The sequence below is a fragment of the Mucilaginibacter gilvus genome (assembly GCF_004054195.1).
GTDB classification, from domain to species: domain Bacteria; phylum Bacteroidota; class Bacteroidia; order Sphingobacteriales; family Sphingobacteriaceae; genus Mucilaginibacter; species Mucilaginibacter gilvus.
Genome location: NZ_SBIW01000001.1, coordinates 344,240 through 369,517 on the forward strand (window position 1 = coordinate 344,240; position 25,278 = coordinate 369,517).

The following is a 25,278-nucleotide window of genomic DNA, read 5'->3' on the forward strand; positions in this document are numbered from 1 at the left end:
ATGAAAGTTAGTCAGGTAGCGGCGAAAGCAACAGTGCGGGTATTTTTTATTTTATTGCTGATAGCCCTCGTGCCCTTTTTGCAGGGCGATAGCAGCAAACTGCAGCATCTTTACCTCACGCCAAAACACGCCTATATGCTGGTCTTTCCCATCCTGCTCATACTGGGTTTTATTACCTTACTGGTGCTCTGCTCCGTTAAAAAATACAGCAAGCCCGATATGAACTGGCTGTTGGTGGTAAATACCGTGGTATTGATTGCGTATGCCGCGACCCTGTACATCAGCATATATAAGTTGATAAAATAGCAAGGTTACTCCGTCTTCATTTTCTTTTCTGCCGATTCTTTATACTCATAATCGCCGCCCAGCAAGTAACCCCATGGCTTAAGGCTTTCCACCCTGTCGAAAATGATTTTGAAAATAGCGATAATAGGGATAGAGAGAAACATGCCCGACAATCCCCAAAGCATCTCGCCCAGTATAATTCCCATGAACGTGATGAGCGCGTTAAGCCTCACCTTAGAACCTACCACGGCGGGCAACAGCACATTGGCATCAAGCAAGTGGATGCCAATTACGCTTGCCCCTACGGTTACCGTATCGCTAATAGTACCCGTGGCAAAAGTGATGAGCACGCTTAAAAATAAAGCTGTAAAAATACCGAGGTATGGGATAATATTAAACAGCCCCACAATAAGGCCAAGCAGCGCGGCGTATTTGATGCTGATGATCCAAAAAGCGGTCATGGCAACCGCTGATACGATCACCATTTCCAATAACAGGCCGAAAATATATTGCCGCAGTATCTTCTGTATATTCTCGGCAATATCAATTACTATATGCGAATGATCGTCCTCGAAAACAGAGATCACAAAACGGAACAAAAGCCGCCTGTAAAACAGGATGAAGAAAGTGAATATCAGGATAAAGACGTAAAACAACATCAACGAAGAAATGGCGCCGAAGGTAGTTTCGAGAACCGCACCGCCCGATGCCATTATTTTGCGCGCGGTATTGTCTACATAGGTCATTTGCTTGGTGGCATCTATCTGGAAAGCATGCTCCACCCATTCCTGTAAACCGCCTATAGATTGGTAAACTTGTTTTTTAAGCATTGGCCAATCGCTGGCCAGGTTTGAGATCTGCGCGCCAACCAGGTACAGGATGCCGCCAACAAAACCGATCATCAGCAAAATAGAAATAAATGATGATGCGCTGCGGGGCAGCCGCAATTTTCTTTCTAACAGGTTTGCCAGGGGCAATAACAGCACGGCAAACAAAAACCCAAACAAAAGCGGATCGAGTATTTCTTTAGCTACAATAACAAGGTATCCCAATATGCAGAAGCCTATGAGCACCAGGGCAAAGCGTTCGTAAAAGGGGGCAATTAATTTTTTAGCGGACATATAACAGTGGTAACGTTTTTTCCATGATGAACATACTTATAAATGCGCATTTTTTTGCAATACAATTCAATTAACTCAAAAACCACAAATAGGTTGCAGATATTTACCTTTATATGTCTGCGCTGTTTTGCGCATTGTCATCCAATTGCCTAAATTCAATAAATTTTCTCACCCATGCTTAACGGACCAAACCCCGGTATGCGCTACCCTATGGAGCCGTACCAAAACCTCGTATTTTTAAAAAACATGATCACCCGTCCCAACATTGAAGTAGGCGATTATACCTATTACGATGATTTTGAGGACCCGGGCAACTTCGAAAGAAATGTGCTATATCATTTCGACTTTATTGGCGACAAGCTGATCATTGGGAAATTTTGCGCTATCGCATCGGGCGTAAAATTTATTATGAATGGTGCCAATCATCAGATAAGCCCCATCTCTACCTATCCATTTGCCAATTTTAAAAATGGATGGGAAAAAATAAACGAGGCATCCGGATTTTATGATAAATATCCCTATAAAGGCAATACAGTTGTGGGCAATGATGTTTGGATAGGCTACGAAGCGGTAATTATGCCCGGCGTAACCATTGGCGATGGTGCAGTGATAGCCTCCAAAGCGGTGGTGACCAAAGATGTTGCACCTTATACCATCGTTGGCGGCAACCCGGCAAAACTCATCCGCAAGCGCTTTGATGATGACGCAGCCGCCCGCCTGCAAAAAATAGCCTGGTGGAACTGGAGCGCAGAGAGAATAACCGAAAATCTGCGGATTATTAATTCGGCAGATATTGACGCATTGGAGAAAGCCGCAGGATAATTTTTGGCAAATATTTTGCTTTTATTTTAGTATTAATTAAAACTTAAATATCTTGGCAAGATTCTGAAAAAGCGGGCGAAAAGGTAGAAAAAACCATGCACGAAATGAAAGAGGGCAAGCTAAAAAGCGGCAGTGGTAAAAAAGTGACCAGCAAAAAACAAGCTATAGCTATAGGCCTGCCGGAAGCCCGTAAAGAGGGGGCAAAAGTGCCGAAGAAAAAAGAGTAATAACGAAGGTACGGGTTTACCGGGCCTTCTAATTTTCTGCCATAAAAAAAGTATAGATCACCCAATCGTTCAGTTCCCCTTTGCTATCAAGCTCTATCAGGTGTTCAACATCATCATCGGGTTTGTGCGCGGGCTCGGCACGGTATTTATCAACTACGGCGCGTACGGCCACAATGTTAGCGTTATTTGGGTCGAATCCGCTCTTATGCTGCAAAACATATTTAGAGAAAGCTGCCATATATACAAAACCGAGTTGCGGGTTACGGTCAGACAGGTTCATCACCGCCTCTACCAGCCTAATAGTAACCGCAGGTGTGCCTTTAGCCCATTTCAGGAAAAACTGTGTAGCCTCCTCGGCTTTTTGCGCTTGTGATTTCCATGGAGTTTGCTGCAGCCAGTCGGCGGTTTTTATTACATCGGGTTCGTACCTGGCGTAATCGGCTCTTGTTTTAAGCACATAGTTTTTGGGCGCATCGTAGCTTTGGGCCGATGCGCTGAGGCAGGCGAATACTAACGTCACTAAAACTAAAACCTGGGATTTTCGCATTATTTTATTTTCCGATACTAAAGTAATAATTGTAAGCTATTTTCCTGTAAACGAGTCTATTATTTTCATAAGCACTACAGCTTCATCTATAGTGCAGGGGTTTGGGCCTTCATCCTTAAAGAAAGCCACTATTTTCTCTATCATCGGCTGCTGAATATGCATAGGATGCGTAAAGTTGGTGGTCTCCTCTTCTGTTTCGGTTTTCAGCGTAACAAACGCGCCAAAGAACGGGAAGGTTATTTTCCCTTTTGTACCGATGATCTCGCACGTATCGGCGGTTTCGCTTTCGGCTACGTTAAAACTCCAGGAGCCATTAACCACCACTTTGTTTTTAAACACAATGAGGCCGGCCACATGGTCATCTGCCGGGCTGGTGTTTGCCTGGTTGAGGCTGTAACCGTTGTAATGCTCGGGTTCACCAAAAAAGTAAAGCATCAGATCCAGCTGGTGCGGGGCAAGATCATGGAAGTAGCCGCCGCCCGATACTTCAGGATCCAGCCGCCAGTTGATGCCGGGATAGGTTGGCACCTTAGGCTCGCGGTTTTGCCACATGCGGATCTGTACGGTGCGTACATCGCCAACGGCGTTATTCTCCAGTAAGCTTTTTACGTATAAAAACATGGGTAAAGCGCGGCGGTAATGTGCTACAGTTAGTTTTGCGCCGCTTTCCATTACGGCTTCCGCCATCGCTTCTGCTTCGGCTGCGTTGCGCGTTACGGGCTTTTCTACATAAACATTCAAACCTTTTGCAATGGCGCGTTTTGCGTAATCTAAATGCGAGGACGGTGGCGTAGCGATAGATACAGCGTTTACTTCGGGGTCGTCCATCAGTAATTCGGCATCGCTGTACCATTTGCCCACGTTATGGCGGCGGGCATAATCGGCAGCCTTTTCGGCATCGCGGCGCATTACGGCCACCAGGCTGCTATCGGTTATTTTGTTGTAGGCCTGGCCACTTTTTAACTCGGTAACGTCTCCGCAGCCGATAATGCCCCATTTTATTTTTTGTGATTCCACAGATTATAATTTTATTATAGCATCGCCAGCAACTCTTCATCGCTGATGATGGGGATGTTTAGTTTGTTTGCTTTCTCCAGTTTGGCGGGGCCCATATTATCGCCGGCTACCAGGTAGTTCAGTTTGGCAGAGATGCTGCTTAATATTTTGCCACCATTTTGCTCGATGATGTCCTTTAACTCATCCCTCGAATATTTCTCAAACACACCTGAGATGATAAAGCTTTGGCCGGATAGTTTCTCACTGGCCAGGTTTACTTCTTTCTCCTCGGCCACAAACTGCAGCCCGGCAGCTCGTAGTTTTTCAATTTCTGCGCGATGGCTTTCGTCGGCAAAATATTCGGTGATGCTTTGCGCTATGCGGCCACCAATTTCTTCGGCCGCGGTTAGTTCCTCTACCGAGGCCGCCATCAGGTTATCTATGGTTTTAAAATGCGCCACCAGTTTTTTGGCAACGGTTTCGCCCACATAACGAATGCCCAAACCGAACAGCACTTTTTCAAATGGCTGTAATTTCGATTTTTCTATACCATCCAACATGTTGTTGATGGATTGCTCACCAAAGCGGTCCATTTGTTTCAATTCATCGGTATGCTCTTTTAGAGCATAGATATCGCTGATATGCCTGATAAAGTTACGGTTGTACAAGGTGTTGATGGTCTCGTCGCCCAGCCCGTCAATATTCATGGCTTTGCGGCCAATGTAATGCTGCATTTTACCCACTATCTGCGGCGGGCAGCCTTCATCGTTGGGACAATAAAAAGCAGCCTCACCTTCCTGCCTCGCCAGCTCGGTGCCGCAAGCCGGGCAATGGGTAATGTATTGAATGGGTTGGGCATTCGGCTTGCGCTTCTCCAGGTTCACGCTGATAATTTTGGGGATGATCTCTCCGCCTTTCTCCACATAAACGGTATCATGTTCGTGCAGTTGCAGGCGCAGCATTATCTCGTCGGCATTGTGCAGGGTGGCACGTTTTACGGTAGTACCAGCCAATAGTACCGGTTTTAAATTGGCCACGGGCACCACGGCACCTGTTCGCCCAACCTGGTAAGTTACGGCAAGCAGTTCGGTCTCCACCCTTTCGGCCTTAAATTTATAGGATATTGCCCAGCGTGGCGATTTAGCGGTGAAGCCCAACTCCTGCTGTTGCGAATAGTTGTTTACCTTGATCACGATCCCATCGATATCATAACTCAGGCTATGCCTTTCGGTATCCCAATGACTGATAAAATAGAGCACGCCGCTAATATCGCTGCATAAACGACTATGACTATCAATATGAAAACCCCAACTTTTTACAGCTTCGAGGCTTTCCCAGTGGGTTTTAAAGAGGGTTTTTTCGGTATATAATCCGTACAGAAAGCAATCCAGCGGGCGGCGGGCTACCTCGGCAGAATCCTGCAGTTTCATGGTGCCCGATGCAAAGTTGCGCGGGTTGGCATAAGGCACTTCGCCTGCATCTACACGCTCTTTATTCAAGCGTTCGAAAGCTTTGAGGTGCATAAACACTTCGCCTCGGATCTCGAACAACTCCGGGTAATTGCCTTGAGCCAGCTTCTTAGGGATGGTGTGGATGGTGCGCACATTCGTGGTCACTTCATCTCCCTGGGTGCCATCGCCACGGGTAACAGCACGGGCCAGCTTACCATTTTCGTAAGTAAGACTCATGGATAAGCCATCAAACTTCAATTCGCACACATATTCAAAATTATCACCGATGGCCTTACGTACACGCTGGTCGAAATCCACCAGTTCCTGCTCGTTATAGGTGTTGCCTAATGAGAGCATGGGCCAGCGGTGTTTTACCGTTACAAACTCCTTGGTGATATCGCCGCCAACCTTTTGCGTGGGCGAATCGGCATCCAAAAACTGCGGAAATTCCTTTTCCAGCTTGTTTAACTGCTCCAGTTTCTGGTCGAAATCGTAGTCGGCAATGGTAGGCATAGCCAGCACGTAGTAGTTGTATGTGTGCTGTTTAAGTTCGGCGGTGAGGTCCTGTATCTGTTGTTGGGCTTCGTTAGGCGACATGATAGCGAAGGTAATAATTGTTCATAGATGATGGTTCATAGTTCATGGTAAAAAGTTCATGGTTCATAGATGATAGTTCATAGAAAAAATTGCTACTATAAGCCTCCTGCTATGAACTATGAACATCGACTATGAACTCCTCCTATATCTCCCCTTCCCTCTTTCGCATAAACCACTCTGTACTGAGCAAAATAATTAGCAGTGCGAAGATCCATTTCAGGCTGATCATATCGCTGTAGTGTTTATCTTCCTCCATAACCGTTTTAACGTTCTCGTTTTTGCGGATAAGTTCGGCCAGCCGACCGATCTGCGACGGCAGCAGCATTTGGCCACCGGAGCGCTCTGCAATAGTTTTAAGCAGGCGGTGGTTAGCGGTGCTTTGGCGTGTTTCCAAATTGAGTTGTTTTACGGTAAGTTGTCCGTTAGCGGTGTATTGCTGCTTGCCGTTTTTTACTGTTGCCGAGTAACGATAGTCGCCAACCGGCAATGTACCCGCGTTTAGCTGATAGCTTTGTCCGCTGCGGGTGACCAGGAAACTGTAGTTTTTACCCTCGCTGCTTTTCAGCGCGATGCGCACATCGGGGGTATTCACCAGCTCCAGCGCGTCGTTATATAGCTCGGCGTTCAGCAGTACATTCTCCCCTTCATCGAAAACATTTTTGGATGGATAAACCCTGAAACGCTGGCGGTTGGCATTGGCGGTGAGGTATTGTACACTCTGGCTAAACAATTCTTCCATAGCATGATGGTTACCATACTCGCGGTATTCGGCCAGTTGCCAGCGCCATAACCCCTCGGCGGTAAGCACAGCGGTACGGCGACCGCCTTCATCGGTAAAAGCCATCAAAGGGTACGTGGTGGGCACGCTGCCTATCTTTTGTTTCAGTAAAACAGTAGCATTGGGCTGAGCCTCGTAGGCGCCATAAGCTGCCAGCAAGGGCGGTAATTTCCCAATTTTGTTTTGGGTAGAATCTGACAGGGTGAAGCCCGTAAAAGCCGGCATCAGCTCCGCGAAAACCTCCTGTGTATCATCCCGACCGGCATTTGCATTCACCGCCTTTTGCGCGCGGTTAAAGGCGGGCATATCCGCCTGTGCGCCAGAAAAGATCCACAAAGGCATTTTGCCTGTTAAGATGTTTTGCACCTTACCATAACTGGAAGTGGAGAGCTGGTACAGCATGGCCATGCTATAATCGTTGATGTTAAGCGATGCAAGATCAGCCATTAAATTTGCTTTTATCTCAAAATTGCGGTTACTTTCTACCGATTGTTTGATCACGCTGATATCGGGATGCGGGCCATCATATAACAGCAGGATTTTTTGCCGGGCATCCAACACCTCTATGTAAAAAGTTTCGGTATTGTTTTGTACCGATAGCTCGTTCTTAACGGGGGCCAGGCTAACCGTAAATTTACGGACACCCTTTTTATCGGCATTCAGCTTTAAGGGTAATACTTTTTTAAACGCGGCGGAAGTAACCGCGATACTTTGGCTGCTTATCTGCCGGCCATCTTCTGCAACGGTTAGGCGCATGGTTTCGCTCTTGCTTTGGTAGGCTTCTGCCAATATATCTACCTCAAAATCGTTACCGAGGTAGGTCGTTTTGTTATAATTGATGTTGCCGATAAGCAGGTCGCGACGTGGCGTGGTATCGCCAAGGGCAATGGTATAAATGCTGGTTTTTATATCGCGTGCCTCGTATTGCGGGTCGGTACCGAGGTTATAGAGGCCATCGGTAGCCAGTATTAGCGCGCCAATGTTGCGGTTTACAAAGCGGTCGTTCAGTTGATGCAGGGCCGATGAAATATCGGTTTGCTTACCGTTATAGGCGCTTGATAAACCGTCGTGCATGTTCTTATCAAAATTAAACCAGTGAACTTCGTATCCATCACCAAGCTGTTTTTTGAGGGCCTCGCCCCAACCATCAGAAAGGGAAGAACCGCCGTTTTTAAAAAGCTTTATCGATTGCGAATTATCCTGAGCGATGAGGATCACAGGCTTTTGCGGCTGGTAACTTACAGATTTGATCAAAGGCGACACCAGCAGCAAACCCAACAGTGTCACCACAACGGCCCTTAACGCAAACAGCCCATATCGTGCCGCTTTGGCCAAAGCAACCGGCTGGCGGTACATGAGCCAAGCATACAACAGTCCCAGCACCAGACAGGCAGGCACCCACCACCCCGAAACAGATCCCCAGGTGATAGACATTAGTAGTTAGTAGTGAATGGTAAATGGTGAGTAATGCTCATAAAATCCATACCCGCAAAATGCGAATTTATTGTGGAATGGGTTTAATTAATTTTAGACATAATGTACATGATACGATTGGAAGCGCATCGCTAAATACCATCGCTGCTCCATTGTTCGTACCCCCAGGCTGCTATCGCGTTCAGCACTGGCTTTAGGCTTTCGCCGCGTGGACTAAACTGATAAATAACATGGGGCGGCACCACGGGCTCGGCTGTGCGGATAACCAGTCCATCGGCCTGTAGTTGTTTCAGGTGCTGTATCAACATTTTTTCGGTTATGGTGGGGATTGCGCGTTTTAGTTCACTGTAGCGTTTGGCGCCACTCATCAGCTGGTACAATATAATGGGTTTCCAGTGTCCGCCAATTTTATTCATTACAAAGCTAACCGGGCAGGCCTGCATGCTCAGTTCTTTATTAAAGTTCCAGGTGGAGTTTTCTTTTACCAATGTCATGATAGCTGCTTACTTAAGGGTAAGTACTTGTAAAAAAGTAAGTACAAATATAGCTTTGTACCATCAAATAAAAAAAATATAATTTATCATGAAAATCATTCTAACAGGCTCATTAGGAAACATTAGCAAACCATTGGCCATACAATTAATTGCAGCACAACACCAGGTTACCATTATTACCAGCAGCGCGGATAAAGCCGCCGAAATTGAAAAGCTTGGCGGTATCCCCGCCATCGGTTCGGTTAGCGACGTAGCTTTTTTAATCCAAACCTTTACCGGTGCAGACGCGGTTTACGCTATGGTACCCAACGACATGGGTTCCGATAACTTCCGTGAACATATCGGCGGTATCGGCCTTAAATATGCCGAAGCCATTAAAGCAAGCTGCATTAAAAAAGTAGTTCTTTTAAGCAGCATTGGCGCACATATCGATGGTGGCACCGGTCCTATCTCGGGCATACATGATGTTGAGCAGGCCTTTAATAAACTTGACGGTGTAAACATCCGCATCCTGCGCCCGTCGTTCTTTTACACCAACTTTTTAAACAGTATTGATATGGTGAAACATGCCGGTATCCTCGGTGCCAACTACCCCGGCGACAACACACTGATGATGGTTCACCCGCGTGATATTGCAGAAGTGGCAGCCTACGAAATACAGCAGCCCTTCACCGGCAAAACCATACGCTATATTGCCAGCGACGAGCGTACACTCGACGAAGTAGCATCTGCATTAGGTAAAGCCATTGGCAAGCCCGATTTGAAATGGGTGGAGTTTACCGACGAACAATCGATACAAGGGATGCTGCAAGCCGGCCTTCCCCTGGAGTTTGCCCGCAGCTACACCGAAATGGGTGCCGCTGTAAAGAAGAACATCCTTTGGGATGATTACCTGCAACACAAGCCAGAACTTAGCAAAACTAAACTGGAAGATTTTGCAGCCGAGTTTTCCGCTGCGTACGCTAAGTAATCGAGTTAAGCTTTATACGGATAGGCCCCTTGATATTACCGGTATCAACGGGCCTTCCTTTTTGGGTTATAGTTACATGGCCCGCATGATGCAGTTCAACGGCTGCATCCCTTACCTCCTGCATGTGCTTGCGCCAGTCGTGGGGAAACAACGCCCTTGCAACTTCGGATGGGCAGGTACTTTTACAGGGCCCGCGTTCGGTAGCCATGAGGAGGATGGTTTGGGCCATAAGCTGCATTAGTAATTAACGCTACAAGGTACCAAATTGTATGTTTTTGCTACTGAAAAAGGTGTTTAACAAATCATATTTCTGTTCACAATATTCAATATGCTTTGTTTTAGATGAACTATAAGAGTGCCCCTGGCAGTGGAAACACAGCTCAATGTATTGGGTCACGTTGCCCTTAGCGTCCAAAAACACTATCGCGTTCCTGGGATTATAACATCCCCCAAAAAGTTCCGGCTCATACGTTAAACCCTTAACGGGCGTGTAGCCAACATTATATAAAATATCCGTTAAACGATCTATATCAGCAGCATTGAGCGTTTTTTGCTCTTTTACTTTACGATAATTAAGCACAAACCTATTGGGTGCTATTGGCGTGACCAAAGGCATGGGATCTGTATCGTCCACGGGCATCAATTTACCATCATCGCTATAAATCGGATCTGGCAGCCTGTAAGCGTCAAAAGAAATGAGCATAATTTTACTGGCAGTAGCAAATGGAAAAAAAGAACGGCGCTCTGCTGCCGTATACTTATCGGTATGCAGGCATTTAAACCTTAATTTCTCTTGTTGAGCTTCCCGACTTAGAGGAGGCTCTGGTGGAGGAACCGGCGGTTTCTTCTGCCCGAAAGCAAAACCACTAATCAGCCCGAGTGCTATTATCAAAACGGTTTTGCGCATAAGGCTCATATCACCCACAATATAAAACAAAAAAGCCAAAAGCCGCTCACCGCAACTTTTGACTTTCAACTTTATACTTTTAACTCCAACTACAACATCCCGCCGTCAACAGGGATCACCTGCCCGGTGATGTAAGCTGCCATATCTGATGCCAGGAAAACGCAGGCGTTGGCTACGTCGTCGGTTTCGCCGGCACGTTTTAGGGGGATAGCTGCTGCCCAGCCTTCTACTACTTTAGGGTCAAGCACTTCGGTCATTTCCGTGCGGATAAAGCCCGGCGCTACCACGTTGGTACGGATATTACGAGAGCCTAATTCTTTTGCAATTGATTTTGAAAAACCTATGATGCCTGCTTTTGATGCTGCGTAGTTGGCCTGACCAGCATTGCCCTGCACGCCCACTACCGAGCTCATGTTAATGAACACACCCTGGCGTGCCTTCATCATAATTTTTGAGGCTGCTTTTGTTACGTTAAAGATAGATTTTAGGTTTACGTTAAGCACGTCGTCCCATGCCTCTTCGGTCATGCGCATTAGCAAACCATCTTTGGTGATGCCGGCGTTGTTCACTACAATATCTAATTTGCCAAAATCGGCCACGATATCGCTTATCAATTTTTCTGCTTCTTCAAATTTTGAGGCATCGCTGCGGTAACCTTTTATGGTGGTACCAAAGCTTTGCAGTTCCTGCTCCAGGGCCTGCCCTTTTTCTACCGAAGAGAGAAAAGTGAAAGCAACGTTAGCGCCGTGCTCGGCAAATTTTTCGGCTATTTTACGGCCTATACCTTTAGATGCACCTGTGATCAGCGCGGTTTTTCCTTCTAATAATTTCATAATTTAAGTATGAGTACGGGGCGTAAAGGTACGGATTTTTTGGAAAGTCTATAGTCGATAGGCCACAGACCAGGGTAGAGGATACGTAGTTAATCTTCCGGCTATGGGCTATATACTATCGTCCATCGTCTATAGACTCACTCCGCATCTCTTATCCAGGGTTCTTCGCCTGTGAAATGAATGTTGTGGCTTCCCCAGTCAATTTTAAAATCCCAGCGGATGGTGTCGGTTGCATCGTTATGCACGTCTGAACAGGTGTAATGAAAATGGATCCCGAATTTGCATTTGAGATACCCCGTTATGCTTTCCGGCTTAAAGCCAGTATCGGTGATCTCAAATTCTTTTACCTCCGGCGAGCCGCCTTCTTTATTATGATAGGCTACCAGGCCTTCGCACATCGCCCGGTAATTAGGGCTGCTTATCGGTCCAAATAAATGGTTGAAAAAAATGAGCGGATTTAACCCCTCTTTTACAAGCTGTTTTAAAAGGCTGCCTTCAACCTGTAGCGAAAATTGTTCTCTCATCCCCTGTTATTTCAAATACTCTTTGGGGATGGGGTTGGTCTTACTCTCTCCATCGTAATACCAGGCAATCAGCCAGAAACGTGTGCCATCGTTATACATTTCTATGCTGTTAATGCCGCGCTCTATTACAGGGCCGTCGGTCGTATTCCGGCTTTCGTAGGTGCTCCATACATGATAAATATTACCAAACTGTTCCACCTTGCGGCCTATCTCCTTCTCAACAAAGCCTTCCTGGGTTAAAAACTCATCGCTGCGTTTGTGAAATTCCTTCAGCGTCATGTAGTCGAATACTTTGCTGCCATCTTTTTTGGTACGTACCATTCCGCAGAGCGAGTCGGGTATGTGGAGGCTACTATCGCGCTGGTAAACAGGCTTCTCCCCCTTTTTTACGGTAACCACATCGTAATAGGCTTTCATAATACCATCAAGGGTGCTTACGTTGTCGCCATATTTGGTTAATACCTGTGCGTTGAGTTTATTGAACGTGCCGAGTGCGAACAGGGCAATCATGAGGAGCGACAATCTTTTCATTGGGAATTGGTTTTGATATGGTTGCGAGATAAAGGTATTAAAATGATGGCAAAAAAAAGTGCAGCTAGGCCTAAGGTATCTTCGCACTCTCCAACTGTTCTAAAGTTGTCTAATCCCCCATTATTGCTCCCAATAAATTATCTTTGGTAGGCTAAAAAATAATAGCACCCATGAAACTTATAACAGCAACCATTATTTCGATAACTTTTTTAACATACTCTTTTAGCTGTAAGGGCCAAACCACCGGCACGATTTTCCCTGTGGAAAAATTTGCAGTGATGTCGGCCAAGCTAAGCAATGGCAAGCCGGCGGTCGGTTCATTTAACAGGGGGTATAAGGACTTCGACAAAAAGGAGGCATACACCTGGTGCTTAACCATTAACATTGGTCTCGATTTGAAACATGTTACAAAAAATGGCTTGCCGTTTCAATCAGAATCAGATATCTGCAATAGATTCGAAGACGAGTTGATGAACAACATCCGTAAACTTGCTACTGCCCACTACATTGGGCATTTGTATAACGATTCTTTTTTAGACATATACGTGTATCTTGACGAACCTGAAAAGGTTTACCAATTTTTGAAAAAAGAGGTTGATGAAAAAGGCCGTGCTCGTGATTTTGCATTCGAGATTAAGCAGGACCCAAATTGTTATACCATTAAGCCTTTTTTAAAGTAGGCAGTACATTCAGATGTTTAAGCCGATGGCTTAGTGCAGATAGAAACAATCGCACCACAGCTCCCCATCTTGCCCTATGGCAACAAACACAAAGCCCCCTGTATCGTTACATCATCATTCCTATATTTACCCCAGTTCTTTACTTTATTTCAAACTTGAGGTCCCCGGGTAATACCGGGATTAATAAGGAACCGTGTGTAAATCACGGGCTGTCGCGCAACTGTAAGTAACGCAACGGTTATTGCCATTAATTACCCATTGTACCGCCAAAACGGTATGAGAAGGGCGGCAATAATGTTACAAGCCAGGATACTTGCCCCATGTTTTAAGACAATGCTTTCGCGTATTGAAGCAGTAGTCAGAGATAAGACGGATCATCGTGTGCTTTTTTTTAGCGCACAGTTTTCTGTTGCATCTTTTATTACCATTTCCCACGAAAGCATACCGAAAACCGTAAGGAGCATTAATTCATCATTAATGTTTAACCAAAAAAGTTTTATGCGTATGCTCAAAAACAACCTCGGGTACCCTCGCGTAGGGGCCCACCGTGAACTCAAAAAAGCCAGTGAACAATACTGGGCCGGCAAGATCAGCCGCGATGATCTGTTTACCACCGCGCAAGCCATCCGCCGGCAAAACTGGCAATTACAACAGGATGCTGGTATCGACCTGATCCCCTGTAACGATTTTAGCCTGTACGACCTCGTGCTGGACACCTCGCTGATGCTGGGCGTAATTCCGCAGCGCTACAACCCCGTCCTTACCCAAAACCCGCAAAACAAGGAGATAGACCTTTATTTTGCCATGGCGCGCGGCTACCAAAAAGACGGGCTGGACGTAACCGCTATGGAAATGACCAAGTGGTTTGATACCAACTACCATTACCTGGTGCCCGAATTTACCGCCAATCAGCAGTTCCGGATATTCTCGGAGAAAGTCTTCGAAGAGTTTAACCTGGCTAAACAAGCACTGGGTACTGTGCCTAAACCAGTGCTGATAGGCCCGGTGAGCTACCTTTTATTAGGGAAGGAAAAAGAAGCGGGCTTTAAAAAGATCAGCCTCATTAAAAAGCTGGTGCCGGTTTATATCGACATTATAAAAAAACTGCAAAACCAGGGCGCCGTGTGGGTTCAGCTGGACGAGCCTTTTCTCACCATGGACCTTTCCCTGGAGGAAAAGGAGGCATATATGTATGCCTACACTGAAATAAAAAAACATTGCCCAAAGATCAAGACCCTGCTTGCTACCTATTTCGACAGTCTTCACAAAAACGCCTTCCTTGCGGTTAACCTGCCTGTTTGCGCCCTACATATCGACCTCGTGCGCGCGCCGGAGCAATTAGATGAGGTGCTGAGCTTAATCCCCGAAAAACTCACCCTATCCCTTGGCGTGGTAGATGGCCGCAACATCTGGAAGAACGATTACATCCGTTCGGTAGGCCATATCAAAAAAGCCATTGCCGCCATCGGGACTGATCGTGTATGGATAGCGCCAAGCTGCTCTCTGCTCCACACTCCTGCCGACCTTGCCCTGGAAACCGCCATTAACCCCGAAATAAAAAACTGGATGGCCTTTGCCAAACAGAAGCTCAACGAGATCAAAGAACTGGGGGAAATTATGGAAGGCAACACGCCACTGTTGCTGCAAAATTTAAAAGCAATATCTGCCCGGAGTTTATCAAAACTGATACACAAGCAAGCCATCAAAGAGCGTGTTGCGGCCCTAACCGACGCAAATGCTGCCCGCGTAAGCGAATTTAAAACGCGGCAAAAAATCCAGCAGGCTCAATTTAAGCTGCCCCTCTTCCCTACTACCACCATCGGTTCGTTCCCGCAAACGGATGACATTCGCCAGTTAAGGGCCAGGCTTAAAAAAGGTGCGCTTTCTCAGGAGCAGTACGATTCTGAAATTAAGAAAGCCACCATCGAAGCAATTCGCTGGCAGGAGGAAACCGGGATAGACGTACTGGTACACGGCGAGTTTGAGCGAAACGACATGGTAGAATATTTTGGCGAACAGCTCGACGGATTCCTCTTCACTAAAAACGGCTGGGTACAAAGCTATGGCAGCCGCTGCGTAAAGCCACCGGTAATTTATGGCGATGTAAGCCGCCCCCGCGATATGACCGTGCGTTGGAGCAGCTTTGCGCAGGCCAATACCCAAAAAATAATGAAGGGAATGCTCACCGGCCCTGTAACTATTTTGCAATGGAGCTTTGTTCGGGATGATCAGCCCCGTTCTGAAACGGCTAACCAAATAGCTTTCGCCATAAGGGATGAGGTAATTGCGCTGGAGCAGGCAGGCATCCGGGTGATACAGATAGATGAGCCCGCCATACGCGAAGGCCTGCCTTTACGCAAGGCCGACTGGAGCAGCTACCTCGATTGGGCGGTAAAAGCATTCCGCATTTCGGCAAGCGGTGTGCAGGACGAAACGCAGATCCACACCCACATGTGTTACAGCGAGTTTAACGATATCATCAGGCACATTGCCTTGATGGATGCGGATGTGATCACGATAGAAACCTCGCGCTCGCAAATGGAACTGCTGGAAGCCTTTGCCGATTTTAAATACCCTGCAGAAATAGGCCCGGGTGTGTACGATATCCACTCGCCGCGTGTGCCCGCTGTTGGCGAAATGGTAAGCCTGCTGGAAAAAGCCGCGGAACTGCTGCCCATCGCCAACATTTGGGTAAACCCCGATTGCGGCCTCAAAACCCGTAAATGGCCCGAAACACAAGCCGCGTTAACCAACATGGTTTTAGCAGCGAAGGCCGCCCGGGAGATCTTCAGCAACCAACCTGTAAATTAATTAAACCCCATGCGCCCGGGCATCACCGGGCGCATTTATTCCCCAATGAACATGACCATACCCGAAAGAACCAAAGCCGCCGAAACGCGCATTTTTAAAGCCGTTTTCCCAAACACCACCAACCATTACGACACCTTGTTTGGCGGCACCGCCATGGCTTTGATGGATGAGGTAGCTTTTATAACCGCTACCCGTTTTACCCGCAAAACCATGGTAACCGTATCGTCTGACAGGATAGATTTTAACCAGCCCATCCCGGCGGGTACCATTATAGAGCTGGTGGGCAGTGTATCGCACATCGGCAATACAAGCCTTAAAGTTTTGGTGGAAATTTATGTGGAAGAGATGTACAGTTTTAACCGCGAAAAAGCCATCACCGGCACTTTTACCTTTGTGGCGATAGATAAGAATAATAAAGCAAGAAAGGTACTGGAGGAATAGGTAACGCTGCTAATAAGGATTAAAAAGCAAAGGCCCCTGTTGGGGGCCTCGCTGAATAAACTAAACGTTATTTTCTTTTTGGGATGCAACCGTTACTGGTGCCGGTATAGGTTCGGCGGCAGCGGCGCTTTGCGCATCTTTAAATTCTTTCATGCCTTTGCCAAGGCCTTTCATCATTTCGGGTATTTTTTTACCTCCAAATAATAATAAAATAGCAACTAATATTAAAATGATCTCCGGTGCTCCTAATCCCATGGTGTTTTTTTTTAGTGAATGTAAGTATACTTACGTAGAAAGTAAAGCCACGATTTTATTAATTGTTTTAAATATTCTTCGGTTCCGCGCAGTCGTTTAAAAATCCGCAGGCTAATAAACCAAAGCCAACGGGCCGTCCTTAGCTGCCAGCACCGAGAAACCTGGTTTTGCACCGGGAATCAGTTCGGCTATAAATTTATCGCGCAGCAAAATAGCTGCTTCTATTTCACCATCTGCTGTTTCATCCCATTCGCAGCGTACCTGGGCAGCATCTGATATCGGGGTTATCGTAACATCCTTCTTTATATAATCAGCAGGATTAAGAGCCGGCATTTCATCAGTATTTAAAAATGAACCGGCGGGAGTTGCGGCGCGGTTGTAAAGCCATACATCAGATACAATATCGCCGTAATAATTGAGATAGGCATAGGCCACACGCCCATCGTCCTCTATGGTTACAGCGTATGCGTTATCAAACGGGCAGGGTATGCTTAAATGGAACTGGGGCATATCAGCTTATAAACTTTCCTGGTATTCTTGTTGCAGGGCCAGCAAACAATTAGCACACAGGCAGCCGTCGTACAGTTCGCTTACGTATTGCACCTCGTTGATGCTCAGCTGCACCGTACTGCACTGGCATTTGGTGTAAGAGTTAGCCTTGCACTCAAACCCGCTCTGGCAGCGCTCGCAGTGTAATATTTCGTGTTTGGCGGAGATCATTTTTATTTCGGAGGCCGGTAAAACCGAAAGCCAGGGTGTTATTGTTTTGTTTTTCGAAGGTCGGAAACATCCGCATTGTATTTATCATCAAAACGTAAAAGGCCGGGCAACTATACAGTTTCCCGGCCTTTATTATCACAGGACAATTTATTCCCCCTGCTTAAAACTGGTATGTTAAAAAAAGGTTCCCTGCAATTGAGTTAAATCCCTTGCTAACGCTTCCGCCTGTTCTGGAGTTATAATTTGCGCCCACGGTACCCAGGCTGTAACGCCCTTCCAGCGCCATGCCCAAACTGCGGCTCAGCATAAAATTAAGGCCAATCTTTGGTGCTATGTAGGTGCTTTGCGCGTTGGAAACTTCTTCGGTGCTCGAAAAACTGGCATCGTCGATAGTGATCTTATAGCTTATCATTACAACGCCGCCGTTTACGCCGCCGTATACGTTCATATCACTGCTGATTGGCAATTCGTACGCAATACCCAGGTACAAGCCAATACCCTTGAGTTTACTAAAGGATGCACTATAATAATCGGTATCGTCGTAGCTGATCTGCTGAAGATCCGTTAAGGGTTTATAGCTGCGGTAATCAACAGTACCCGAATAAAGCAAGTTGCCCATTCTGCGGAACAGGTTAACGCCAAAGGTAGGCGAACCCTGGTAGCTTTGCTTCACTTCGCCAAGCGGAGACTCATAACCACCATTAAAGCCGATCATCCAGCCATCTTGATTAACAAAGCCGCCGCTGCTGCTATTGCTGCCGCTCATCACGTCACCATCGGCATTCATGCCCCGGTTACGCTGGGCATTTGCTGTCGAAAAAATAAATACGGTTAGAATAAGAGCGAGGATTGATACGCATAATTTAAAGCGCAGATTGCGATAGGGGGCCATTTATAAGGTGAGGTTATATGTTCCCCCTAATTAACGCAATTCTTTTGATTTTGCGGGAAAAAATTTCAAATTCAAACGGTCATAGATGCTATCAGCGCTCCACACTGTCTTCGCTGGGTCTCTCGACAGAGTACCCTGCGCTTTAAATGGTAATGAAGTGTATTAACGCCTGCGAGAACGAAAATTAGTTTTTAAATATCTTTTTAGCTTCAAGATAAACAAATGATAACCGCGCTATCACATAATAGGACAGGAAGAAGGCTAACATAAAAGGTATCAAATATCCTATCCCTAAAATAAATTTAGTAAAATCCTGAGCAAAAGGAAGATGCCTCTCAAATTTGTCATAATTCATAAAAACATATTTTGAAAGCGATGCTGTAATAAAGCAAATAGCTGCGAAAATACATCTCGAACCAGACCTATGTAGCTTTTTAACAATATCCGCTTGTTCGAATACTTGAGCATCAAAAGTTTTTGCCCAATTAAAACACGCAGTTGATAGGGCAATAAGCACCAAAAACCCAACTGTAGAAATTGAAATAGTATCCCTATTCTGGTTAAATAATATTTCTGATGCAAGTAGCAACATCGAAACCATAGCTATCCCAATGACAAATATTAAAATCAATATATCATACCAGCGGTAGGGCAAGTTTTTCATTTTTTTATAAAAATAATATTTGTTTATCGCTTCCGCTATTTTTTCTAAAATGAGTTATTCGATTACTACTATTGCAGCGGAGCCCCACTTTCAGTTGACAAACGTTGATGGCTTTAGCAATGCCTACTATGCTATGCGCTTTCTTATCCCGTAGCTGCTATTTCACTTTTTATAATTATCAATTTTGTTATCGATCAATCGAATTTTTTGACCCAGCAACCTAAAATACTTTTTGTCGGTAAACGATTGAAAAAAATCAACATTTTGATAGCCCGAGTTGTAAACTAATTCCATTATTTTCACTTTTTCTTTATCGTCGCACTTTACACCAAAAACTATTTTCACCAATGCTTCTTTGGGGAATTTATAAGGCCCGACTTTCCCTTGAATTATCCTTACCTCTTTCTCATATTTCCAATGATTAGATTTCGCGCAAAAAAACTCAATAACTGCATCAGTTGGATTATCATATATATTAATTTTAGGAACTGGTTTCGTGTACTTTACGTCATATATTGTGCCGAGTGATGTTTCTAAAAGGCTCGGGTCGAATCCAAGGCAAACTCCTTTATGGCAATTTGTGTAGTGCCCCCACATTAGTAAGTCATGAGATGTTTTACTTAAACTACAGATTGCTGCTTCATTAACCCATTTGTAAAACTCTTTTTTAAGCGTTGAATTAATTATTTCAAATACGCTCTTATCGTTTAGCGATTTTTCCAAGATGTTTGAAAAGAAATCATCCGATGGTTTTACAGTTTTTCTGTAGTGTTCAATAATCTCTTCTTTCCCAACAGCATTTAGGATTTCCAAATTACTATCAAAAGGATCGTTAAAATCTATAGGTGAACTAAAATATAATTCTGATTTTGTTATTAAATCAATCAAATATTTATCATTAGCTCGATATTTATATAATGGACGAAACATATTAGATTTTAGTTTTATCATAGTTTCCTCTCATAACCAAAGGCCGGGAAACTTTTCAGTTCCCCGGCCTTTGGTATGTAGACATTTTCATCAAAGACGCGAAGTATCGCGTCTCTACGACGTTATGCTGAGCAAGTAACGCAGCCTTCTTCCATCGAGCAAGATGGGCCTGCCGGTACATCCTCGGTGCTGTTATCTGCAACAACTTCTGGTATAACGGCGTCCATGTTTTTGCCGCCCTGGTTTTCTACAGTAAATTTAACCGCTTGCGATGCTGCCTGTGTACGCAGGTAGTACATACCTGTTTTAAGGCCTTTCTTCCATGCATAAAAGTGCATTGAAGTTAATTTGCTTGCATTTGGTGAGTTGATGAACAGGTTAAGCGATTGCGATTGGCAGATATAAGCACCCCTATCGGCAGCCATATCTATAATGTTACGCATCTTAATTTCCCAAACAGTTTTGTACAGTTCTTTGATATCTGCAGGGATCTCGGCGATATCCTGGATAGACCCATTTGCGGTGATGATCCTGTCTTTCATGTTAGGGGTCCACAGTTTACGGTCAACCAGGTCGCGCAGCAAGTGTTTGTTTACAATAACAAACTCACCGCTTAATACACGGCGGGTGTAAATGTTTGAGGTGTATGGCTCAAAGCACTCGTTGTTACCCAATATCTGCGAAGTTGATGCAGTTGGCATCGGCGCTACTAACAGTGAGTTGCGCACACCGTGGTTCATTACATCTAAACGCAGGTTTTCCCAATCCCAACGGTTGCTTGCCGGTTTCTCGTTCCACAGGTCGAACTGAAACTTACCCTGAGACAGTGGCGAACCTTTAAAGGTTTCGTAATGGCCTTCTTTTATAGCCAGGTCCTTAGAAGCCGTCATGGCTGCAAAGTAGATGGTTTCAAAGATCTCTTTGTTCAGCTGTTTTGCAGCTTCGCTTTCGAATGGTAAACGCAGCAGGATGAAGGCATCTGCCAAACCCTGTACACCTAAGCCAATTGGGCGGTGGCGCAGGTTGCTGTAACGTGCTTCTTCTACCGGGTAATAGTTGTTATCGATGATCTTATTCAGGTTTAAAGTAGCCTGGTAAGTTACTTCGTACAATTTATTATGGTCGAACTCGCCGTTGATCACATAACGTGGCAAGGCCAACGATGCCAGGTTACAAACCGCAACTTCTTTATCAGAGGTGTACTCGATGATCTCGGTACAAAGGTTCGAGCTTTTTATAGTACCCAGGTTTTGCTGGTTTGATTTCGCGTTGGCAGCATCCTTGTATAACAGGTACGGGGTACCGGTTTCTACCTGGCTATCTAACACAGCGAACCAAAGTTCCTGTGCTTTAATGGTTTTGCGGGCACGGCCTTCGCGCTCGTAACGGGTGTATAGTTCTTCAAACGCTTCGCTGTGGCAATCGGCTAATCCCGGTGCTTCGTGCGGGCAGAAAAGGCTCCAGTCTTCGTTCGCTTCAACGCGTTTCATGAACAAATCGCTTACCCAAAGAGCGTAGAACAAATCGCGGGCGCGCATTTCTTCTTTACCGTGGTTTTTGCGCAGATCCAAAAATTCAAAAATATCTGCATGCCAAGGCTCTAAGTAGATAGCGAAAGCGCCTTTACGCTTGCCACCACCCTGATCTACATAACGGGCGGTATCGTTAAATACTTTCAGCATTGGGATGATACCGTTGCTGGTGCCATTTGTACCGCTGATGTATGAACCTGTAGCCCTTACGTTGTGGATGCTTAAGCCGATACCACCTGCGCTCTGCGAAATTTTAGCGGTTTGCTTCAATGTATCGTAGATGCCTTCGATGCTGTCATCCTTCATCGTTAACAGGAAGCAAGACGACATTTGTGGTTTTGGTGTACCCGAGTTGAACAGAGTTGGCGTAGCGTGTGTAAACCAGCGCTCACTCATCAGGTTATACGTTTTGATAGCGCTATCGATATCCTCTTTATGGATACCAACCGATACACGCATAAACAGGTGTTGCGGGCGCTCGGCTATTTTACCGTCAATTTTCAATAGGTACGATTTCTCCAAAGTTTTGAAACCGAAGTAATCAAAACCGAAATCGCGATCGTAAATGATGCTGCTATCCAGTATTTCGGCATTTTTTTGGATGATCTCGTGAACGTCGTCGGCTAATAACGCAGCGTTTTTGCCGGTTTTTTTGTCAACGTACTCGTACATACGTTTCATGGTTTCCGAGAACGACTTGGTGGTGTTCTTGTGCAGGTTACTCACCGCAATACGCGAAGCCAGCAAAGCATAATCGGGGTGTTTGGTGGTTAACGATGCCGCCGTTTCCGCTGCAAGGTTATCCAGTTCTGAGGTGGTAACACCATCGAACAAACCTTCGATTACCTTTTTGGCCACGTCAATAGGGTCCACCAGGTTAAATCCGTAACACAGTTTTTCAATTCGCGCTGTGATCTTGTCGAATTTTACTGATTCTTTTCTGCCGTCTCGTTTTAGTACAAACATATTGGTTGGGTATTTAAATAGTTAGTGTCAAGTAAGGGAGTACTTAAACCAACAGTAATATATAATTTAATTAAGGGTCGTGTTGTTAATGAGTAGTTAGCAAACGCGCTGTATCTTGATACTAACTACTTGATACTATTCCTAAAAGTCTTCGTCTAACGAGAATGATTTATTCTCCGGTGTGCCGTTTAGTACGCCGCTTTTTTGGTAATCGCCCACTCGTTTTTCAAAGAAGTTGGTTTTACCCTGCAGGCTTATCATCTCCATAAAATCAAACGGGCACGATACGCCGTATACCTTCGGATAGCCCAATTCATCCAGCCACCTATCGGCAACAAACTCGATGTATTGGCTCATCATTTTGGCGTTCATACCAATCAAACTTACCGGCAGCGCATCGCTTACAAATTCTTTTTCTATCTCTACCGCATCGGTGATGATACGGGTTGCATCTTCGGTAGAAAGTTTCACATCCAGCATTTTGTAAAGCAGGCAGGCAAACTCGCAGTGTGAACCTTCATCGCGGGAGATCAGTTCGTTGCTGAACGTTAATCCCGGCATCAGGCCGCGTTTTTTTAACCAGAAGATAGAACAGAAACTACCGGAGAAGAAAATGCCCTCTACCGCAGCAAATGCTATTAAACGCTCGGCAAAGCTGCCGTTGTTTATCCAGCGCAGTGCCCATTCCGCTTTTTTGGTTACACAAGGGATAGTATCAATGGCGTGGAACAAACGGTCTTTTTCGGCCGGATCCTTTATATAAGTATCAATTAATAAAGCATAGGTTTCTGAGTGGATGTTCTCCATCATGATTTGGAAACCGTAGAAACAACGTGCCTCGGGCAATTGCACCTCGCTCATGAAATTGATAGCCAGGTTCTCATTTACAATACCGTCACTGGCGGCAAAAAATGCCAGGATGTGCGATATAAAATGCTTCTCACCGGGGTTTAAATTCTCCCAGTGTTTCAGATCGTCTGATAGATCTATCTCCTCGGCTGTCCAGAAACTTGCTTCTGCCTTTTTATACATTTCCCAAATAGCGGGATACTTGATGGGGAGGATAACAAAGCGGTCTTTGTTCTCTCTCAGCAATAATTCGGTTTCCTCTGGCATCTCGTATTTGTATGTTTCAATTTCTATTTTTCAATCCCTCTTTCGCCCGTATAGCTATTTCGTGTACGGCAAGTTTGCAGACGGGTATACCACACGAGTTTTAAAATGACAGACAAAAGCTGCCCTTAATTACTCGTCCCAAACACCCTCACATATCTGCTATTAAACTTTTATTTTAATACACATAGCCCATGAATTTAACATGGTTTTATTCCTTTTTTACCGGCGGTAGAGAACGGTAAACGGATAGCGTTGAAAGAACTTATAATTCAAAGATAGGGCATCGTGCTATTGAATGTTAATTGAAGTTTTTAACATCACCTGTAAGTTATAAACAATGAAAAATAATTTCGGCAATTGTTGCTAATCCCACCTTAATTTCAACCTACTAAGCACCAATGCATTAGTGCGTATATCCAAACCGGCTTTGGGCAAAATCGGGTAACATTGGAGTAACTTTAACTTCACTTTTAGTTTACCTTAAACAGACAATTCGGCCATTAAAAAAAGTGCCAACCAAGCCAAATTAAGCCCTTTATATACCAGGTAGAAATACGGTATTTTGCACCATTGAATCCACATCACAAATTGTGGAAAACAATAATTCCCGGCTTTTTTTGAGACGGGAATTATTGTTTTTCTCTACTTTGTTAATAAGTGCAATTATTTCACATCATCGGCCGAAACGAATTTCATCGACAGGGAATTTACGCAGTGCCGGGTGTTTTTCGGTGTTAAATACTCCCCCTGGAAAACGTGACCCAAGTGGGCGCCACAGTTAGCGCAAAGGATCTCGGTACGGCGGCCATCGGCATCGGTTTCCCAGCGTACGGCACCGGCTATTTCATCATCAAAGCTCGGCCAGCCGCAATGCGATTCAAATTTTGATTCGGAGGTGTACAGGGGCGTGTCGCAGCGTTTACAAACGTACAGACCCTGCGCCTTGTTGCCTAATAAGCTCCCGGTGAACGGGCGCTCGGTTCCTTTATGTAGTATTACGTATTCTTCTTCGGGTGTTAGCTTGTTGTATTCCATTTTGTTGATTACGCTGATTTTATAGATTGATTACACCGATTTTGTGTCGGATCTTCTATATAAATATACGACAATCCGCCCGCATTAAATGTTTTGCCTGCCGATGTTTACACTGGTTTGACGCGGGCATTTACCGCATGATCAGCCGCAACAATAAGTCCTTTAATACGTTCAACAGGTACATTATCCGCCCTTATGAATTTCATTATCTTACTTGCTTTCTTTTTCCCAATGCAACAGCATTCGGCATATCATGTAAACAGTCAGCCGATGACGGATACAAGCACCATAGATACTTCCCGCTACTCGGTTCTCCCTTTCAACAGAAACCGCGACAGTTTTATCTTCAGCGAATACTTTAAACCGACCAGTATTTCTGCAGATGATATTAAGAAGATAGAGAAGATTATATCCGTAACCGTTACCGAGCATAATAAACAATCTACAAGCCGCATTAATAAACCTGGTAAATACTACAAGCAAATTATAGCGGTTATTAATGCCAGCGGGCAGAAAGAGGTTTGGGTAAATTGCTTTTGCACCCCTTACGAAAAACGGCACTGGCGCAAGGGGGTGGTGCTGGTATTAGATGGCGGCCCCTGCTTCTTCAACATCAAAATAAACCTCAGTAATAATACCGTGACGAGTTTGGCAGTGAATGGGTCGGCGTGAGCCCTCTAATGCCCTGAAGGGGGAATAGAAGTTATTTGCCCGGCTAC

General features: G+C 45.2%; 28 protein-coding genes and 1 riboswitch. Of the genes, 8 read left to right on the forward strand and 20 right to left on the reverse strand.

Annotated features, from left to right (window positions below; all coding sequences use genetic code 11):
• The gene (locus EPL05_RS01570; protein ID WP_128531753.1) at positions 1-306 is read left to right on the forward strand and encodes a hypothetical protein; all 306 of its coding nucleotides are present in this window, start codon (positions 1-3) and stop codon (positions 304-306) included.
• A gap of 5 nt (positions 307-311) precedes the next feature.
• On the opposite strand, the gene EPL05_RS01575 is transcribed toward EPL05_RS01570, so the two are convergent.
• A complete protein-coding gene (locus EPL05_RS01575; protein WP_128531754.1) occupies positions 312-1,406 on the reverse strand; it encodes an AI-2E family transporter in 1,095 nt (364 codons plus the stop codon).
• Between the two features lie 174 nt (positions 1,407-1,580).
• On the opposite strand from EPL05_RS01575, the gene EPL05_RS01580 reads away from it, so the two are divergent.
• Both EPL05_RS01580 and EPL05_RS24270 read left to right on the forward strand, forming a co-directional pair.
• Positions 1,581-2,228, forward strand: a complete 648-nt coding sequence (locus tag EPL05_RS01580; RefSeq protein ID WP_128531755.1) for a CatB-related O-acetyltransferase — start codon at positions 1,581-1,583, stop codon at positions 2,226-2,228.
• Between the two features lie 47 nt (positions 2,229-2,275).
• Positions 2,276-2,455, forward strand: coding sequence for a DUF6496 domain-containing protein (locus EPL05_RS24270; protein WP_262708146.1), 180 nt, complete (start codon positions 2,276-2,278; stop codon positions 2,453-2,455).
• A 28-nt stretch (positions 2,456-2,483) separates the two neighbouring features.
• Here the strand turns inward: EPL05_RS24270 and EPL05_RS01585 are convergent, their stop codons facing one another.
• The 5 genes from EPL05_RS01585 to EPL05_RS01605 form a co-directional block, all read right to left on the reverse strand.
• Positions 2,484-2,975: a hypothetical protein gene (locus tag EPL05_RS01585; RefSeq protein WP_128531756.1), complete on the reverse strand. Its 492-nt coding sequence runs from the start codon at positions 2,973-2,975 to the stop codon at positions 2,484-2,486.
• Between the two features lie 63 nt (positions 2,976-3,038).
• Complete coding sequence (locus tag EPL05_RS01590) at positions 3,039-4,019, reverse strand: Gfo/Idh/MocA family protein (RefSeq protein WP_128531757.1); 981 nt, start codon at positions 4,017-4,019, stop codon at positions 3,039-3,041.
• A 14-nt stretch (positions 4,020-4,033) separates the two neighbouring features.
• Positions 4,034-6,046, reverse strand: a complete 2,013-nt coding sequence (gene ligA / locus EPL05_RS01595) for an NAD-dependent DNA ligase LigA (protein ID WP_128531758.1) — start codon at positions 6,044-6,046, stop codon at positions 4,034-4,036.
• A gap of 142 nt (positions 6,047-6,188) precedes the next feature.
• Positions 6,189-8,258, reverse strand: coding sequence for a vWA domain-containing protein (locus tag EPL05_RS01600; protein WP_128531759.1), 2,070 nt, complete (start codon positions 8,256-8,258; stop codon positions 6,189-6,191).
• A gap of 131 nt (positions 8,259-8,389) precedes the next feature.
• Positions 8,390-8,752 (reverse strand): winged helix-turn-helix transcriptional regulator, encoded by a 363-nt coding sequence (locus EPL05_RS01605; RefSeq protein WP_128531760.1) that lies wholly within the window; start codon positions 8,750-8,752, stop codon positions 8,390-8,392.
• Positions 8,753-8,840: 88 nt separating this feature from the next.
• Here EPL05_RS01605 and EPL05_RS01610 point away from each other — a divergent pair, with 88 nt between their 5' ends.
• Positions 8,841-9,722, forward strand: a complete 882-nt coding sequence (locus EPL05_RS01610; RefSeq protein ID WP_128531761.1) for an NAD(P)H-binding protein — start codon at positions 8,841-8,843, stop codon at positions 9,720-9,722.
• On the opposite strand, the gene EPL05_RS01615 is transcribed toward EPL05_RS01610, so the two are convergent.
• The 5 genes from EPL05_RS01615 to EPL05_RS01635 form a co-directional block, all read right to left on the reverse strand.
• A complete protein-coding gene (locus EPL05_RS01615; protein WP_243837190.1) occupies positions 9,715-9,951 on the reverse strand; it encodes a DUF3253 domain-containing protein in 237 nt (78 codons plus the stop codon). The two genes, EPL05_RS01610 and EPL05_RS01615, sit on opposite strands and share 8 nt — an antisense overlap.
• Positions 9,952-9,972: 21 nt before the next feature.
• On the reverse strand, positions 9,973-10,698 hold the full coding sequence (locus EPL05_RS01620; RefSeq protein ID WP_128531763.1) for a hypothetical protein: 726 nt from the start codon (positions 10,696-10,698) through the stop codon (positions 9,973-9,975).
• 20 nt (positions 10,699-10,718) lie between these two features.
• The gene (fabG, locus tag EPL05_RS01625; protein WP_128531764.1) at positions 10,719-11,462 is read right to left on the reverse strand and encodes a 3-oxoacyl-[acyl-carrier-protein] reductase; all 744 of its coding nucleotides are present in this window, start codon (positions 11,460-11,462) and stop codon (positions 10,719-10,721) included.
• Positions 11,463-11,599: 137 nt separating this feature from the next.
• Positions 11,600-11,986 (reverse strand): hypothetical protein, encoded by a 387-nt coding sequence (locus EPL05_RS01630; RefSeq protein WP_128531765.1) that lies wholly within the window; start codon positions 11,984-11,986, stop codon positions 11,600-11,602.
• Between the two features lie 6 nt (positions 11,987-11,992).
• Complete coding sequence (locus EPL05_RS01635) at positions 11,993-12,517, reverse strand: hypothetical protein (RefSeq protein ID WP_128531766.1); 525 nt, start codon at positions 12,515-12,517, stop codon at positions 11,993-11,995.
• A gap of 170 nt (positions 12,518-12,687) precedes the next feature.
• Between EPL05_RS01635 and EPL05_RS01640 the strand changes: the two genes are divergently transcribed.
• The 3 genes from EPL05_RS01640 to EPL05_RS01650 all read left to right on the forward strand — a co-directional run bounded on the left by EPL05_RS01640 (position 12,688) and on the right by EPL05_RS01650 (position 16,449).
• Positions 12,688-13,197 carry a DUF695 domain-containing protein gene (locus EPL05_RS01640; protein WP_128531767.1) on the forward strand — a complete coding sequence of 170 codons (510 nt, stop codon included), beginning with the start codon at positions 12,688-12,690 and terminating at the stop codon, positions 13,195-13,197.
• A 141-nt stretch (positions 13,198-13,338) separates the two neighbouring features.
• Positions 13,339-13,532: riboswitch (cobalamin riboswitch) on the forward strand.
• Between the two features lie 169 nt (positions 13,533-13,701).
• A complete protein-coding gene (metE, locus tag EPL05_RS01645) occupies positions 13,702-16,008 on the forward strand; it encodes a 5-methyltetrahydropteroyltriglutamate--homocysteine S-methyltransferase (protein WP_128532061.1) in 2,307 nt (768 codons plus the stop codon).
• Positions 16,009-16,059: 51 nt separating this feature from the next.
• On the forward strand, positions 16,060-16,449 hold the full coding sequence (locus tag EPL05_RS01650) for an acyl-CoA thioesterase (protein ID WP_128532062.1): 390 nt from the start codon (positions 16,060-16,062) through the stop codon (positions 16,447-16,449).
• 60 nt (positions 16,450-16,509) lie between these two features.
• Here EPL05_RS01650 and tatA read toward each other — a convergent pair whose 3' ends face one another.
• The 9 genes from tatA to EPL05_RS01695 all read right to left on the reverse strand — a co-directional run bounded on the left by tatA (position 16,510) and on the right by EPL05_RS01695 (position 24,559).
• Positions 16,510-16,704, reverse strand: coding sequence for a twin-arginine translocase TatA/TatE family subunit (gene tatA, locus EPL05_RS01655; protein WP_128531768.1), 195 nt, complete (start codon positions 16,702-16,704; stop codon positions 16,510-16,512).
• Positions 16,705-16,815: 111 nt separating this feature from the next.
• On the reverse strand, positions 16,816-17,214 hold the full coding sequence (locus EPL05_RS01660) for a hypothetical protein (RefSeq protein ID WP_128531769.1): 399 nt from the start codon (positions 17,212-17,214) through the stop codon (positions 16,816-16,818).
• Between the two features lie 6 nt (positions 17,215-17,220).
• Positions 17,221-17,424 carry a cysteine-rich CWC family protein gene (locus EPL05_RS01665; protein WP_128531770.1) on the reverse strand — a complete coding sequence of 68 codons (204 nt, stop codon included), beginning with the start codon at positions 17,422-17,424 and terminating at the stop codon, positions 17,221-17,223.
• Between the two features lie 160 nt (positions 17,425-17,584).
• On the reverse strand, positions 17,585-18,316 hold the full coding sequence (locus tag EPL05_RS01670; RefSeq protein ID WP_128531771.1) for a hypothetical protein: 732 nt from the start codon (positions 18,314-18,316) through the stop codon (positions 17,585-17,587).
• Positions 18,317-18,500: 184 nt separating this feature from the next.
• Positions 18,501-18,980 (reverse strand): hypothetical protein, encoded by a 480-nt coding sequence (locus EPL05_RS01675; RefSeq protein WP_128531772.1) that lies wholly within the window; start codon positions 18,978-18,980, stop codon positions 18,501-18,503.
• 162 nt (positions 18,981-19,142) lie between these two features.
• Positions 19,143-19,910: a DUF2971 domain-containing protein gene (locus tag EPL05_RS01680; protein WP_166727605.1), complete on the reverse strand. Its 768-nt coding sequence runs from the start codon at positions 19,908-19,910 to the stop codon at positions 19,143-19,145.
• A 122-nt stretch (positions 19,911-20,032) separates the two neighbouring features.
• Positions 20,033-22,408 carry a ribonucleoside-diphosphate reductase subunit alpha gene (locus tag EPL05_RS01685; protein WP_128531774.1) on the reverse strand — a complete coding sequence of 792 codons (2,376 nt, stop codon included), beginning with the start codon at positions 22,406-22,408 and terminating at the stop codon, positions 20,033-20,035.
• A 141-nt stretch (positions 22,409-22,549) separates the two neighbouring features.
• Positions 22,550-23,524, reverse strand: coding sequence for a ribonucleoside-diphosphate reductase small subunit (locus EPL05_RS01690; RefSeq protein WP_128531775.1), 975 nt, complete (start codon positions 23,522-23,524; stop codon positions 22,550-22,552).
• Positions 23,525-24,187: 663 nt separating this feature from the next.
• A complete protein-coding gene (locus EPL05_RS01695; RefSeq protein WP_128531776.1) occupies positions 24,188-24,559 on the reverse strand; it encodes a methionine-R-sulfoxide reductase in 372 nt (123 codons plus the stop codon).
• Between the two features lie 195 nt (positions 24,560-24,754).
• Between EPL05_RS01695 and EPL05_RS01700 the strand changes: the two genes are divergently transcribed.
• Positions 24,755-25,231, forward strand: a complete 477-nt coding sequence (locus tag EPL05_RS01700) for a hypothetical protein (RefSeq protein WP_128531777.1) — start codon at positions 24,755-24,757, stop codon at positions 25,229-25,231.
• Positions 25,232-25,278 lie beyond the last annotated feature (47 nt).

Bases quoted from the DNA above. Each gene is read 5' to 3' on its own strand.
- metE (WP_128532061.1), top strand. From the start codon at position 13,702: ATGCTCAAAAACAACCTCGGGTACCCTCGCGTAGGGGCCCACCGTGAA.
- EPL05_RS01665 (WP_128531770.1), bottom strand. From the start codon at position 17,424: ATGATCTCCGCCAAACACGAAATATTACACTGCGAGCGCTGCCAGAGC.
- EPL05_RS01600 (WP_128531759.1), bottom strand. From the start codon at position 8,258: ATGTCTATCACCTGGGGATCTGTTTCGGGGTGGTGGGTGCCTGCCTGT.
- EPL05_RS01635 (WP_128531766.1), bottom strand. From the start codon at position 12,517: ATGAAAAGATTGTCGCTCCTCATGATTGCCCTGTTCGCACTCGGCACG.
- tatA (WP_128531768.1), bottom strand. From the start codon at position 16,704: ATGGGATTAGGAGCACCGGAGATCATTTTAATATTAGTTGCTATTTTA.
- EPL05_RS01680 (WP_166727605.1), bottom strand. From the start codon at position 19,910: ATGTTTCGTCCATTATATAAATATCGAGCTAATGATAAATATTTGATT.
- EPL05_RS01605 (WP_128531760.1), bottom strand. From the start codon at position 8,752: ATGACATTGGTAAAAGAAAACTCCACCTGGAACTTTAATAAAGAACTG.
- EPL05_RS01615 (WP_243837190.1), bottom strand. From the start codon at position 9,951: ATGGCCCAAACCATCCTCCTCATGGCTACCGAACGCGGGCCCTGTAAA.
- EPL05_RS01575 (WP_128531754.1), bottom strand. From the start codon at position 1,406: ATGTCCGCTAAAAAATTAATTGCCCCCTTTTACGAACGCTTTGCCCTG.
- EPL05_RS01690 (WP_128531775.1), bottom strand. From the start codon at position 23,524: ATGCCAGAGGAAACCGAATTATTGCTGAGAGAGAACAAAGACCGCTTT.
- EPL05_RS01570 (WP_128531753.1), top strand. From the start codon at position 1: ATGAAAGTTAGTCAGGTAGCGGCGAAAGCAACAGTGCGGGTATTTTTT.
- EPL05_RS01675 (WP_128531772.1), bottom strand. From the start codon at position 18,980: ATGAAAAACTTGCCCTACCGCTGGTATGATATATTGATTTTAATATTT.
- EPL05_RS01700 (WP_128531777.1), top strand. From the start codon at position 24,755: ATGAATTTCATTATCTTACTTGCTTTCTTTTTCCCAATGCAACAGCAT.
- ligA (WP_128531758.1), bottom strand. From the start codon at position 6,046: ATGTCGCCTAACGAAGCCCAACAACAGATACAGGACCTCACCGCCGAA.
- EPL05_RS01670 (WP_128531771.1), bottom strand. From the start codon at position 18,316: ATGGCCCCCTATCGCAATCTGCGCTTTAAATTATGCGTATCAATCCTC.
- fabG (WP_128531764.1), bottom strand. From the start codon at position 11,462: ATGAAATTATTAGAAGGAAAAACCGCGCTGATCACAGGTGCATCTAAA.
- EPL05_RS01610 (WP_128531761.1), top strand. From the start codon at position 8,841: ATGAAAATCATTCTAACAGGCTCATTAGGAAACATTAGCAAACCATTG.
- EPL05_RS01640 (WP_128531767.1), top strand. From the start codon at position 12,688: ATGAAACTTATAACAGCAACCATTATTTCGATAACTTTTTTAACATAC.
- EPL05_RS01580 (WP_128531755.1), top strand. From the start codon at position 1,581: ATGCTTAACGGACCAAACCCCGGTATGCGCTACCCTATGGAGCCGTAC.
- EPL05_RS01695 (WP_128531776.1), bottom strand. From the start codon at position 24,559: ATGGAATACAACAAGCTAACACCCGAAGAAGAATACGTAATACTACAT.
- EPL05_RS01630 (WP_128531765.1), bottom strand. From the start codon at position 11,986: ATGAGAGAACAATTTTCGCTACAGGTTGAAGGCAGCCTTTTAAAACAG.
- EPL05_RS01660 (WP_128531769.1), bottom strand. From the start codon at position 17,214: ATGCCCCAGTTCCATTTAAGCATACCCTGCCCGTTTGATAACGCATAC.
- EPL05_RS01685 (WP_128531774.1), bottom strand. From the start codon at position 22,408: ATGTTTGTACTAAAACGAGACGGCAGAAAAGAATCAGTAAAATTCGAC.
- EPL05_RS01650 (WP_128532062.1), top strand. From the start codon at position 16,060: ATGACCATACCCGAAAGAACCAAAGCCGCCGAAACGCGCATTTTTAAA.